At 68.1% G+C, this 13,028-nt stretch carries 5 protein-coding genes and 3 pseudogenes; 2 read left to right on the forward strand and 6 right to left on the reverse strand.

What is annotated here, in order from left to right:
* Nucleotides 1-49: 49 nt before the first annotated feature.
* From ACIQBL_RS08445 to ACIQBL_RS08470, 6 genes and pseudogenes are all read right to left on the reverse strand, one after another.
* Nucleotides 50-5,620, reverse strand: coding sequence for a DNRLRE domain-containing protein (locus ACIQBL_RS08445; protein ID WP_401938305.1), 5,571 nt, complete (start codon nucleotides 5,618-5,620; stop codon nucleotides 50-52).
* A 642-nt stretch (nucleotides 5,621-6,262) separates the two neighbouring features.
* Nucleotides 6,263-7,976 (reverse strand): annotated as a pseudogene (locus tag ACIQBL_RS08450) (mobilization protein).
* Entirely contained in the window at nucleotides 7,973-8,599 is a 627-nt protein-coding gene (locus ACIQBL_RS08455) for a hypothetical protein (RefSeq protein WP_401938308.1), read from the reverse strand. The pseudogene ACIQBL_RS08450 and the gene ACIQBL_RS08455 overlap by 4 nt, the downstream one beginning before the upstream one ends.
* Nucleotides 8,600-8,636: 37 nt before the next feature.
* Nucleotides 8,637-9,968, reverse strand: coding sequence for a hypothetical protein (locus ACIQBL_RS08460; protein WP_401938309.1), 1,332 nt, complete (start codon nucleotides 9,966-9,968; stop codon nucleotides 8,637-8,639).
* A gap of 92 nt (nucleotides 9,969-10,060) precedes the next feature.
* Nucleotides 10,061-10,756, reverse strand: a complete 696-nt coding sequence (locus tag ACIQBL_RS08465) for an ATP-binding protein (RefSeq protein ID WP_401938937.1) — start codon at nucleotides 10,754-10,756, stop codon at nucleotides 10,061-10,063.
* Nucleotides 10,753-11,675: pseudogene (locus ACIQBL_RS08470) on the reverse strand (hypothetical protein). Before ACIQBL_RS08470 ends, ACIQBL_RS08465 begins: the two are co-directional and overlap by 4 nt.
* 509 nt (nucleotides 11,676-12,184) lie before the next feature.
* Here ACIQBL_RS08470 and ACIQBL_RS08475 point away from each other — a divergent pair.
* Together ACIQBL_RS08475 and ACIQBL_RS08480 are read left to right on the forward strand one after the other, a co-directional pair.
* Nucleotides 12,185-12,421: pseudogene (locus ACIQBL_RS08475) on the forward strand (helix-turn-helix domain-containing protein); the annotation flags it as partial.
* A 254-nt stretch (nucleotides 12,422-12,675) separates the two neighbouring features.
* Nucleotides 12,676-12,999, forward strand: coding sequence for a helix-turn-helix transcriptional regulator (locus tag ACIQBL_RS08480; RefSeq protein ID WP_401938311.1), 324 nt, complete (start codon nucleotides 12,676-12,678; stop codon nucleotides 12,997-12,999).
* Nucleotides 13,000-13,028 lie beyond the last annotated feature (29 nt).

Below are 13,028 nucleotides of genomic sequence, written 5' to 3' on the forward strand. Positions count from 1 at the left end.
ATCGGCAGCACCACGGTGAGGCGCCGTCTCAGTCGTCTCAGCCGAGTCATCAGTACTCCGTTCCGAAGGGCAGGGTGAAGGAATCCGTGGAGGTGGTGCCCTGCTCCTCGGAATTGGTGTTGTCGGTGGACTGCTGGCTCATATACCGGCCCAGGGTGGGCAGGTATATGCGGCCGTATAGGAGAACGATTCCATTGAGACGCCGGTCGGCTGACTCCGTGATGCCCCGCCAGCCGAATCGGTTGGTGCTGTCCGTGTTGCCGAACTCGTCGTACGCGTGGATCTCGGCCGCGCCGGTGCCGACGTTGAGTTCCACGGCGATATTGCCCTGGACGTCGCTCAGTTGGAGTTTGGCGGTGCTGCCGGTGTCGGTCAGCGCGAGGAGGTTCCCGTCCGGGTCGGTGACGTACCGGGTTGTGCTGGTGCCGTCTGTGTTCCAACTGGGCGTGGTGCGGAGCCCGTTGTAGTGACTGGTCAGGGTGGAGGACGTGGCCCAGGCACCGCTGGTGTTCGTGGCCACCGTCGCCGTGCTCAGACGCTGTTCCGCGTCCAGGTTCCAGGTCTCCCGGTCGGTTCCGTTGACGACCTGCAGCGGCGTGCCGTCGGTGTAGTAGGTGTACGCGGATCCGTCCGCCGTGGCGGTGGCGTTGCCGAAAGCGTCGTAGGTGTAGCCGCTGTTGCTGATGCGGTTCTGCGCGTTGTAGGTGTAGTTGGTCGTGGTCGTGCTGGAGCAGTCCGCGCTTGTGGTGAGGGCGGTCCTCTCGCCCGCCTTGTCGAGGGTGTAGGCGCGGCTCTTGCACACTGTGTCGCCGTCCGTGCTCTTCGCCTTGGTCAGGCGGTTGGCGGCGTCGTAGGTGTAGGCGGTGTTGGTGGTGGTGCCTGCCGTCTGGCTGTCGGTCGCGTAGGCGCCGGCGATGGTGTACGCGATGTTGTCCGACAGTTCGACGGTGCCGCCCGAGGCGCTGTAGAGCCGCTCGATCGGAGCCCCGGTCTCGTCGTACTCGATGGCCAGGGTGCTGCCGCCGGGCAGGGTTTCGCTCTCCAGCCGGTCCGAGGCGCCGTAGGTGAGGGTGAACTTTCCGGCCACGGAGTCCGTCTCGGTGACCACGCGATCGCCTTTGCTGTCGGCGCTGTAGACGAACGTGGTCGTGGCGCCGGTGGAGTCGGCGGTCTTCGTGACGCGGTCCTGGCTGTCGTAGGACGTCGTCGTGCTGTTGCCGTTTCCGTCGTTGTAGCTGGTCAGCCGCCCTCGTGCGTCGTAGCCGTAGGCAGCGGTGCCTCCGTTGGACGTGAGGGTCTTCTTGAGGCCGGTGGTCGTGTCGTAGGTGATGGTCTCGTCGGGCAGGGCCGTGCCTGTGTCCGCGGTGACCGTCGTCTTGGTCAGGCGTCCGGCGTCGTCGTAGGTGTGGCTGGTGGTACGCGTCTTGCCGCCGGCAGCCACCGTGACTTTGGCCTGGCTGCCCCAGCGGTCGTAGGTGTACGTCGTGACGGTCGACGCGCTGCTGTCGGAGGCGGGGGCCGTGGTCTCCGTGCACGTCAGGCCGGCCCATTCCGGGTGTCCGGCGCAGGTTCCCGAGCCGCTGCCGGTCCACCGTGCGGTGGTGGTGACGGTTGTGCCTGCCGCGTCGGAGCCGGGACGTGTGGTCGAGCTGACTTCGCCGTCGGACGTGTAGGTGTGGCCCGTGGCGAGGGCGAGTCCGGAGGGGTTCGTGGTCTCCTTCAGAAGGTTGCCGGTGTCCCAGTCGTAGGAGTACGTCACGACGACGCTGTCGGCCAGGGTGCCGTAGCCGTCGATCAGTGCGCCTTCGGTCTTGGTGGTGACCAGACCGCTGGCTTCAGCTCCTGAGGGTCGGGATTCGTCGTAGGTGTAGGTGATGCGTTGGCGCGCGGCCCGGACATCGCCCGCGCTCAGGGACGCTGCACTCGCGTCGGCGGTCAGGGCCGACTGGAGAGTGACCATGTGCAGGGGCCCGGTCTCGGTGAGAGGGGCGTTCGAGTCGGTGTCGTAGGTGTGGACGGTGGCGAGCAGCTGGGCGCGCAGGGCTGTGTCGCTTTCGTCCTGCAGGCCGAGGCGTGCGAGTGCGTCATCCGAGTTCTTCGCTGTGCCGAGGGCCAGTTCCCGGTTGGCTGCGGTGAGTTCGTAGGTGGCGTTGCCGTCGCCGTTGTACTCCTCCGTGCTGATGTGCCCGCCGGGAGTCGCCTCGTTCACGGCATGGCCGTAGGCATCCGAGTAGGAGACGGAGGCGGCGGTGTAGGCGTCCTGTGCGAGGTCGGATGCCAGATTGCTCGACACCGTGCCGGAAGTGAATACCGCCGTGGCGTCCGTGGGAGCGATGTCCTGCCCCCAGGCCGCCACGTTCGTACCAGTCATCTGGTGGGGAGCCGTGTCACCGCTGAGCGGCACGTCGTAGACGATCGTGGTCGTGGTGTCGGGGTCGTCCAACGTGGCGCCGGCTCGGGTGGCGGTCAGCAGCATGCCGGCGCCCGCAGTGGCGCTGGATCCGACCGACCCATAGGTGAAGGTCCAGGCCCGCCGGCCCGGTTCGGTGTAAGTGGCGATTCGGTCGGTGCTGTCGTAGGTGTAGGTGGTCTTCAGAGCTGTGCTGACCCGGGGGTCCCATGCCTGGCGCAGGTATCCGGAGCTGTCGTAGGTGTACGCGGCCACGGCCGTCGACGTCGTCTTGCTCGCGCCGGGATCGGCGGCCCACAGCCGGACTTCGCTGACACGACCCGTGTAGCCACCGAGCGAACTCGTGGTGGCGGTGGTGGAGTCCGCGTACACGTACTCCAGCGCACGGCAGCCGACCTTGGTCAGGTCCGTGACACAGTCCGCCGGATCGGTCCCGTTCGCCGCGGTGACGGAGTACTTCGGGCGGGCCAGCACGTCGTCACCGGAGAAGACGGCTTGCGAGACGGTGATGGTGTCGTCCGTGCTGGTGTCCGCCACAGTGTCGAGCTTCCAGGTGCCTGCGGTGCTGGAGAGCTGGAACGTCGAGACGATTCCGGAGCCGTCGGCAAGGGTGAAGGACGTGCCACTGGTGGTGCCAGTCAGAGTCAGCCAGTCGGCGTCCGTGGACGTCCACTTGCCGTTGCTGAGAGTGAAGGAGACGTTGGTCTCCTGGTCGAGACCGGTCAGTGTGACGGCCGAGTCCGAGCTCTTGGTGATGGTTCTGAAGCCGGCCGCCTGTATGTCTGCTCCGGTACCGGCTGTCCAGCCGGGACCGAATGCCGACACGGTGGCCGCGTCGTCCTCGACCTCGCGCTCTGAGGTACGGGACACCGCTCGGCGGAGGACCTGCATGTCGAAGAGATCGGCGTCGGTCTCGACGATGCTGTAGCTGCCGGTCAGCAGATTGACCGAACCCGGGCCGATGTCCCGGGTGGGGCCGTAGCCGCCGGCCCGGTCCAGCCCGATGCTCCGGCTCGCCGTGTACGCGTTGGTGGTGCCGTCCGAGACGAGTGCGCGGATCTGCAGATCAGTGTCGGCTCCGAGAGTGTTCGCGACGTTCCACACGAGCTTGGTCGCCACACCGCCGCTCATGGCGGCAGGCCACGTGACCGCGTTCCCGCCCGAAGCCGTGACGACATCGGAAGCCGGGATGAGCGTCCAGTCGTCGCCGTCGCCGAGACGGTAGTACCACTGGATACTGGAGTAGGTCGTCAGTCCCCTCGCCTCCAGCGGGACACGACGGGCGGTGGTCACACCATCCTTGGGCGCGGTGATTGCGGCGCCGTCCTCGCCGACACCGAAGGAGTACGCCGTGGCACTTGAAGAAAGGTTTCCTCCGGAGTCGACGGTCTTGACGTACAGCGTGTGCCAGCCCTCGTCCGGATCGATGGAGACAGCGAGAGCGTCTCCACCGGTTCCGTTGGTCGTATCCAGCTTGCGGTTGGGCACACTGCCGTCGTCCAGGCCCCAGTAGTAGCCGGCCCCGTCGCTCGAGTCCGTGTCGAGGGTGCAGGACACCGCGGCGTCGGCCTTTGCCGTCCAGCCGCTCTGCTCGTACGTGTCACAGGAGACCGTCGGTGCGTTCGGCTTGCCCGTGTTCATCACGAACGTGGTGTAGCCGGTCCAACTGCCGTAGTCCGTACCGTCGTAGGCCCGCACCCGGTACCGCAGGTGCACACCGGCCGGGAAGGCGGAGGCCGACGGGATCGCGAGTTTCGCGGTCGCGCCGGAGGCGACCGAGGCCGACGTGGCGGTGTACGTGTACGTGGTGTCGGCGTACGCCGGGTCCGCCGTGACCTCGAACTGCGCCTTGGTGCTGGAGCCGTCCGGGTCCGACACGTTCGCCGACAGCGTCGGCGTGAGCGAGGTGACGTACCGCTTGCCGTTGTAGGCATTGAGCTGCGACGGCGATATCGCCGTCGAACTCGGCGCGGACGGGTACGAATTGTAGGTGACCGTCAGCTTCGGCGCGTACCCGGAGGTCGTGTAGTTTGCCGAGCGCCAGCGCCGCCAGGTGAGGGAGTCGGTCTCGCTGGTGCCGTAGACCATGAGGCCGTAGTTGGGGCTGCCGTCGGCCCAGGCTTGCACGATGGTGTCGATGTCCCAGTTGGACCAGGCAGCCGGACAGCTCGAGTTGTAGCCGTGCGGCACGAGGTTGACGACGGCACCGGTGCCGGACGAAGAGGGCCGGGTCGCCCAGGTCAGCGTCGAAGACGACCAGGTGGAGGTGATCCGGCGCACCGTGGTGCCGGAACCGGTGGTCGAACAGGTCGAGGAGTAGTAGTTGTACAGGGCGAAGTTGGTGTCGGTGATGTGCTTGCCGACGAACTTCGACACGTCGAACTTCAGGAACGAGCGCGCCAGATCCGTGCCGGAGTCGTAGGTGCCCGACTTCAGCTCCTGCGAGGAGACCTGCGAGTCGGGGTAGTCCGGGGTCTGTATCCAGGTGTCGGTGGTCACCGCCAGGGTGGTGGTGGGATCCACCGTCACCGGATACGTGGCCGTCGCCAGGAAGTCGGCGTCCGGGGTGAGCACCAGGGTCTGCGAACCGTCGTCAGAGGTCTCGATCTTCGTCGCGACCCGCTCCTGATGGGCAGACTCGCCGGAGGCCGGGTCCTTGGAGGCGTCCCACATCGCCGGCGCCGGCGCCTCTGCGACCAGATCGCCGGCGTTGTTCTTCAGCAGCAGGTGCCCGGAGTCGGCCTGCGACAGTTTCAGCCCGTCCAGATCCAACGGGATCCGGTATGACACGGAATCGCTGTCCGGCTGCTGAGTGAGTTTCAGGTTCTCCGAGAAGCCTTGCGCGAGTGCGGTGACGGACAGGGTCTGGCCACTGCCCAAGTCGTAGGAAGCGGTGCTGTCCTTGACGGTCGGGGCGGGAAGTTTGTCCTCCCAGCCCAGTCCGAAGGACTCCTTACCCTTTGCCACTGACGCCAACTGCGTGTCCCCGCCGTCGGAGACAGCGACGTCAGCCGCTGCCACGGCCGGCGTGAGGTCAGAGCCCGTGTCGGACAGCGAGGTATCGATGTCCTTCCAGTCGCCGTCCTGCTTCACCCGGACCGGACCGGCGTATGCCTCCGTCCGCAGCTCCCCACTGGGCAACGCGTACGTCGTCGAATCCGTCGTCCGGTCCGACAGCACCTCGATGTTCCGGTTTTGCAATCGGGCCATCAGCACGGCAGACGCCTCGTCCTGTGCTTCCGCAGAAGTTTCGGCCTTCGCAGATGCCGCGACCGTGGTCGCGGAGTCGGAAGCTGCGGTGGCCGCCCCCGCGGCGACCGCCATACTGCCGCCTCCCACGATCAGCGCAGTCTCCGCAGCCATTGCCATCACTAGGCCGACAGCCATGTACCGCAGTCGAAGCGACTGACGTGCACGTCTGGCACGTGATCCATCCTGGGGCACGGGTCTGTGACGCATGATCAACTCCTTCCTGGTTCGAGATCAACAGGGGAGTTGATCTTCCGGAAGGAGCTTTTGTGTCGAACCCGCAGTGGCCGATAAAAGTCAAGAACGGGTCAAGTGTGCGTCATGGAGTGTCCAATTGGACGGCTCGGAGCGAGCTACCTAATGAGGCTTTCACCCTCTGTGTGGCGACTCGTCTGGTGTTGCGTTCGGGTAAGGGGGCGGCAAGAGACTTGCCTGTCGAACTCCATAACTTGCCCAAGAGATGAAGGTAGATGCTGCCAAATGTGAAGAACCTGGACAGGTCTGGGTGGTTCTCGTGGTCATTGCATCGACAGGTCGAGACGTCAAAAAGGATCAAGAGCTGCCATCTCGGGCATCTTCGGATGCTTGCGTGATGACGGCCAGTCAGCTGGGCGATTTTCGGGCGACCTCAACCACAATCACGCCAAGATCAATAGTCACCCTGCGTGCGCAATCGCACGAGGTGGAACAGAGCCAGTCGGGAAGCGCGCAGCCACACGGCACCGTTGCGGCGGCCCGGCGCAGGCGCCAGACCAGGACGTTGCTGACGGACTCGGCCGTGCCCAGTTCCCGCCGTGCGGAGGCGTCGGGGCCAGGAGAGTGGCGGGATCGTGGCCGACGGTTTCGGCGTCGGTGAGGGTGGCGGCGAGCGCGTACCAGCCGGGCTCGGCGAGGATCTGCTCCGCCAGCTCCGGCAGTGCCTCGCGCAGGAGCGCCGACTGCCGCTGGAGGAGGGGGCGCCCGAGGTACCGGCCGCGTTGGTAGAGGGCGCCGAGCGGCTGGGCGGCGGCCAACTGGTAGGCGCTGCGCAGATGTTCAGCGGCCCGGCGGGCGGCGGCCTGTTGGGCGTGGCCCTTTTTCGCGTGCCAGTGGGCCGCGGCGGTGATGACGAAGAGCAGCATGTCGATCGCCATCGCGGTCGTGGCGCCGTCCTCGCCCCGGCCGAGGGCGGGGCCGCCGTGGACGAGGTCGCGGGCGGCTTGCCGTAGTGCCCGGTTGTGCCCGCGCTCGGCCCGGACGTGGGAGCGGGTGGTGCGCTCGAACGCGACTGCGGCGTCGCGCAGTTGGGCCCTGGTGTGGGCGGCGGACGTCTTGGCCAGGGCGTCCAGGACCTTGCCGGCGGAGGCGACCGCGTCGTCGCCGTACTCGATGACGAGCACGGCCTGCCACGCCGCTGCGGCCGTACACCGACGCGCCGCAGACGGTCCGCCCGGCGCCGTACGCTCCGCCGGACCGGCGGGTACGACGCCCTGGGCGTGGTGGTCGGCGGACCAACGCTCCCTAATCCGGGGCAGGGACAGGTCGGGTGTGAGGCGCGCGCCGGGGTAGAAGACGGGTTCGCCGTCCTTGTTGCGGTCGTCGGGCAGCGCGACCTTGTAGCCGAGCAGGTCCCCGGAGGGGGCGAACCGTTTGTGAATCAGGAGGCCGGCGGCGGTCAGCCGGTCGAAGAACTCCTCCTCACTTGTCGCGCCGGCCACCGCCCGCCGTACGGTCTCGCGCAGTTCTTCGCGCGCGGTGCGCGCCCGGCCCTGGCGCTCGGCCTTGTGGCGTTCGGCGCTGGTGGGCCGCTGGGCGGCGGTGCCGTCACCCGCATTCACCTGGTGGAGGCCGAGTTCCTTCTCTATGAGGTGGCACTCGGCCTGGGCGCGTTTGCCGGAGCGATAGTCGTCGGGGCGGGAGCCGTCCTCGCACACCAGGGTGGCGACGATGTGGATGTGGTCGTCGGCGTGGCGTACGGCGGCCCAGCGGCAGCCTGGCTGCCCGTTGCCGGGGTCGATGCCGGTGACGGCCACGATCCGCCGGGCGATCTCACCCCATTCCTCGTCGGACAGGATCCGGTCGTCCGCTGTCGCGCGGATGGAGGTGTGCCAGACGTGCTTGGCCGGGCGGGCGGGCTTCGGCAGGGCCATCACGGGCTGGTCCAGGAGTTGCTGGAGGTCTTTGAGGGTGGCGTTTGGGTGGCGGCCGGGGTCGGGGGACATGCCGTCGAAGGAGCGACGAGACGGGGGTCGGTGTGGTCCTCGTACTTGCCGGTGTCGTAGAGGTATTTGAGGAGACCGAAGGTCTTCGATCCGGTGTTGTTGACGCTGGGGATCACGCGGCACGCTTGTCGATCAGGCGGGCGGAGGCGTCGCGGACGCTCTCGGCCGCGCGGTGGACCGCGTCGATGGTTGCTTCCAACTGGGGTCCTTGCGCACCGGAGTTGAGGGCCTGCACGGCCTGGTTGAGGTTGCTGCCGGCCCAGCTGAGCTTGCGGCGGCTGTCGAACAGCGCGGTGATCACTTCGCGTTCACCGGCGATCTCGGCGCTCGTGCGGTCGAGGTCACGGGCTGCGGCGAGCGCGGCGCGGGCGAGGAACCGGGCGACGGACAGGTTGCACCGGGCGGCGGCGGCGGACGTTATCAGCGCGAACTCTTCTTCGTCGAAACGGGTGTTGGGCTGGTGCAGGCGCTTCGTGGCGTGCGGCTGACGCGGACGCTGACGGACACGGTCGGCGTGCTCGCGGCGGCTGTGGCGCTCGGTCGGCTTCTCCTCCTGTCCCGGCTTCGATCCGCCCTCGGTCCAAGCCTGATGGACCTGCGCCCCCCGGTGCAGGTCCTCCCCGTCCCCCTTGGGGACGGGGTTGGCGGAAGCTACGCTTCCGCCCCAACTTGCTCCCGATGGAGCTGAGGTGGTCATCTCCCTTTGGCTGGTGGGGAGTTCGTGGTTCGAGTCGGGCATTGAGCGGTCTTCCTTGGGTGCTGTGGTCGGAGCGGTTTCAGTGGGAATGGTCGGCGCGCGCGGCCTTCAGCTCGGCCTTGACGGTCCGGACGACCTCTCCGGCCGTGTCGCTGGCGACGCTGTAGCCGTCCTTGCGCACGGTGTCTTCCAGCAGGTCGCGGGAGAGACGTCCGGTCTCGCCGAGCATGCGATGGGCGTATTCGGTGAGGACGTCGAGGGTCGCGCGTGGCCTTGGGTTCGACGGGTCCAGCTTCGCCCGCGCGATCTTGCCCGGATCGGCATCCGGTGACTTTTTGCCCGGAAGCGACTCCGTGCTTGTCGTGGTGCGGGCGGACTGGCGCGGGCGGGTTTCGGACTCGGGGCGGGCGACCGGGTCGGTGGCGTCATCGCCCGGGTCGCTCTCGGGCGGGCGGCTCGCGTTCTTTGCCCGCCTCGTTGCCGCGGCGCGCGGGCGGGCGGTTGCTGAACCGCCCGTCGAGCCCACGGGCGGGCCGGGCCAACGGGCGGGCAGTGGGACGGATGCCAGGCTGACGGCTTGTTGGCGGGTTGCGAGCTTGCGGAGCAGCAGCTCGTCCTGGCGCTCGTCGCGGTCGACGTCGGCCTGTTCCAGGGCTTGGTGCAGGCAGCGGGTGAGGCGCCGGCCTCGCCACTTGGTGCGCTTGTCGGGTGTCATGGTCCCTGCCCGGAGGATCAAGGTGACAGCTTGGTCGAGGGCGCGGTCGCGGATGATCCGAGCAAAGTTGGCGTCCTGGTCGGTGATCCCGAGGCGGGCCAGCAGTCGTTCGCGTGCCTGTCGGGCGAGGACTGCGGCCAGGCTGCGGGAGTCGGCGTCAGGGGTGCGGTGGCGCAGTTCGATGCCCATGGCCAGGTGCCACAGTAGGGCCGCTAGGACGGGGCCGACGAAGGCCCGCACGGTTCCGCCGACCAGCCCGGACTCGGCGTAGGCGGGCACGATCTGCACGCCGGTGATCACCCAGGTGAGGGTGCCGGGCATACCGGGTGCTTGCTTCGGGCCGTTGAGGTTTGCCCGGGCGAGCAGGGCGGTGGAGAACAGGGCGAGTTCGGCGGCGGCGAACATCGCCGCCCGTTCGATGCTGCTGCCCATGTCGAGATAGTCGGCGGCGAACCGCCAGCTGGTGTCCGCGCTGTAGGCGGTGCAGCCGATCGCGGCGATGGCGGCGACCCGGACCGCGGCGGTGCTACGGCGCTGCTCGGAGTCCCGCTTCTGTAGGCGCTGCCGTAGGAACCATGTGACGGACAGGGCGACGGCAACCAGGACCGCGACGGCCACAGGCGCAGGGATCCAGTGCGGCCAGGCGGGTATGCCGGTGCCGTTGGCGCTGATGAGTGCGGTGGTGCCAGGGGTCATGCAGAGGCTCTCCAATGGCCCACGCGATCGAGGGCAGGCTTCTTGAGTGGGCGGGGTGAGGTGAGGACGAGGAGGGAGACACGCGGCTGCCGTCAGGCGGCGGGCGCGGTACGGCGTCGGTCGGGCCCGGTGAGGATGACGCGTTCCGTCATCTCGGCGAGGCGGGAGGCGACGCGGTCGCCGAGCGCTGTGCGGAGCTCGGCGGTGGGGAGGTTGGTGGTGATGAGGGTGGGGAGCATGTGCTCGTACCGGTGGTTGATGAGCCGGTAGGTCAACTCCTCGGTCCACTCGCTGGTTTTGGCCGCGCCGAGGTCGTCCAGGAGCAGCAGCGGGCAGCGGGCCAGCGTCTGGAGTTCCCGTTCGCCGTCGTGGCCGGCGCGAGGGCGGAGCCGTGCGTGCAGGTCGGCGCTGGTGGTGGCTTCCCAGCGCAGGCGCACCCCTCGCGAGAGGAGAGCGCGGACGGCGCCGTATCCCTGATGGGTCTTGCCGGTTCCGGTGGGGCCGGCGATCAGCAGCGACGGTCCCTCGGCGATACCCGGTCCGCCGGGACCAGGGCGTCCGGCACGCGCGATCCGCTCGGCCCAGGCGGTGATCTGCGGGTGGTCGGCCAGGGCGCGGCGGTAACGGGCGGGGATGCGGGCGTCCGCAAGCTCAAGGGCGGTGATCGGCTCGGCCGGTGGTTCCTGGGCTGTGACCGCTGGGTCGATGCCGCGAGTGGCGAGGATGCCGTTGAGCCGGTCGACGATCGGGCCGACCCGGTGGGGCTCGCGGGTGAGGGTGGCGGTCAGAGGTCACCTCCGTAGGCGGCGTCGATGTCGGTGGGGTTCGTCCATGCCCTGTGGGTGGCGGGCGCAGGCGTGGCGTTCATGACCTCGTGGACGAGACTCGGCAGGAGCCTCGGGGACAGGCCCTTGGCTCGATGGCGCGCCAGAGCGGCCCGGAGGTGGGCCGGGGCGATGTCCTCTTCGAGCAGCTTGCGCACCTGTTCGCCGAGCTGGCTCAGGAAGACTCTCGGCGGGCGATGGTTGCACCCGGCCACATACTCGCCAAGGAGATCCTTGGCCGAGACGGTGTCGGGCGCGGGGGCGCTTGCGGCCCCCGAAGGGGTACTTCCTAGATCCAAGGTCCTAGATCCGGACGGTGAGGCGTCACCGCCGATGCAGGGAGGGCTCCCGAATCGTTCACGGAGGGCTCCGTGAAATCCGTCTGACCTGCGGCTTCGCTATCAGGGGCTGAGTGCGGTGCAGGCTCGCGCGCTTCGCGGGAGGTGTCACGGAGGGTTGCGTGAGGCGACGGTGCGGGCTCCGTGACGCTCGCCTCCGCCACTGGTGCGGCGGCGATCGGTCGGGTGCCGGACGGGCTGTTGTGGCGAGGGCAGTCGGGCAGACGGCTCAGGCTCGGCCGGTTGATCTTCTGATGCTGGTGCCATGTGACGACGTGGAGGTACCGCTTGTCGTCCGGGCCCGTGTAGCGGCAGATCAGACCGGCGTCGGAGAGCTGGGCGAGATCCGTCTCGACGGCGGACGGGGTGTGCTCGGGGCGCAGGACCCACAGCTGTCCCGCGATGATCGCGGCGTGGTCGCGGTGGCGGCCCTGGTCGTCGGCCTGGGTGAGCAGACCGAAGAAGGTGCGCTCGGCGGTCAGCGAGACGGCGGCCAGGGATTCGGAGACGAAGGCTTCGGGCTTGATGGTGCGGATTCGTGCCAAGAGGGGCGGGTCCTCACTCGGTTGCAGGTGGGCAGGAGCCCACGGCTCACCGTCGATCGGCGGTACGGGCGTACGGGGTGGGGGAGTTGGCCTGTCGGCGGCACGGGGCGCGCTGATGGCCGCTCGCGCTTTCCGGGGGTGTCGTCAACATAGCCACACCCAGGTCGCACAAGTCCAGCCCCATCCCGCGCAATCTCTTACGGCAGAAAGGCAGCCGCAAAAGCAGGCGGTAGGGGGCGGTGGCAAAACGGTAGGGCACGATCGGCCGTTGACCAAATAGTTGTGCCGGTTTCCGAGCCAGAGGCATCACATCGGGAAGCCGTTGACGTGCCGCCGACGGGCAAGCTACAACACAACACCCCATGTCGCAGCAGTTGCTGAGCGGCGATCGGCGCGACGGCTCTCGGGTCGTGTCAGCGCGGGGAACCGCTCCCTATGTGGGCGGGGGGGGAACATAGACCACGATCGCCGGTTAACCAAACCGGCGAATGGACGCTACAACTGGAGCCATGCCCGCACGCTCATTGGAAATCGGTCCCGCAGGAATGCGGACGGCCCGCGCCATCGAAATCATCCGCACCGAACGCGGCTTGTCGCAGCGTCAACTCGTCCGCCGCGTCACTGCACTTGGCCACCCGATGTCCAACACCATGTTGTCTCGCATCGAACGCGTTCAGCGGCGGTGCGACATCGACGACCTTGTGGCTCTCGCCGAGGCGCTGCGCGTCGCACCTCCAGTGCTTCTCGGATCCCCAGCCTCGTCTGACCTGCCTCCGGAGCCGGATTCACAGTCCTGGGGCCGCCGGCGAGTGCTTGCCCAGGGTCATACGGCTCGTACTCGCTGGGGCATGTAGCACGGGATCCCCGGTTACCGAAACCGGGGATCCTCCACACCATTGATGGTGTTCGCCGATCGCGCTCGGCGGAGAGCGCCCCTTTCCAATGTCACGCCGCCCGGCAGACCACACCCACCCTCGCGCCACGCCCACGGAGGCCAACTATGCTCGCACGTCCGCCTTCTGCTCCGAACCCGAGCGCCATTCCAGTGCCGGACGCCACCCCTGCAACGCGCCAGGCATTCCTGAGCGTGAAAGACGCCGCCGAATACATCGGCCTGTCCCCGCACACCCTCTATGTCTGGCGGCATCGCCGAAACGGCCCGCCCAGTTTCCGGATGGGACCGCGTGGTCGCGTCATGTATCGGATAGAAGCGCTCGACGCCTGGATCCGCGAACAGGAGCAGGCCGACTCGCGTTCCAATACGACCCTGAGCCCATTGGACGCGGCACCGCAGAGACGCTCGGACTACGCCACGGGCGCCTGATCCCCGGCCGACTCCCACCGAACGCAACC

Origin of the sequence: Streptomyces sp. NPDC088350 (assembly GCF_044753545.1) — a bacterium.
In the GTDB taxonomy this organism is placed as follows: domain Bacteria; phylum Actinomycetota; class Actinomycetes; order Streptomycetales; family Streptomycetaceae; genus Streptomyces.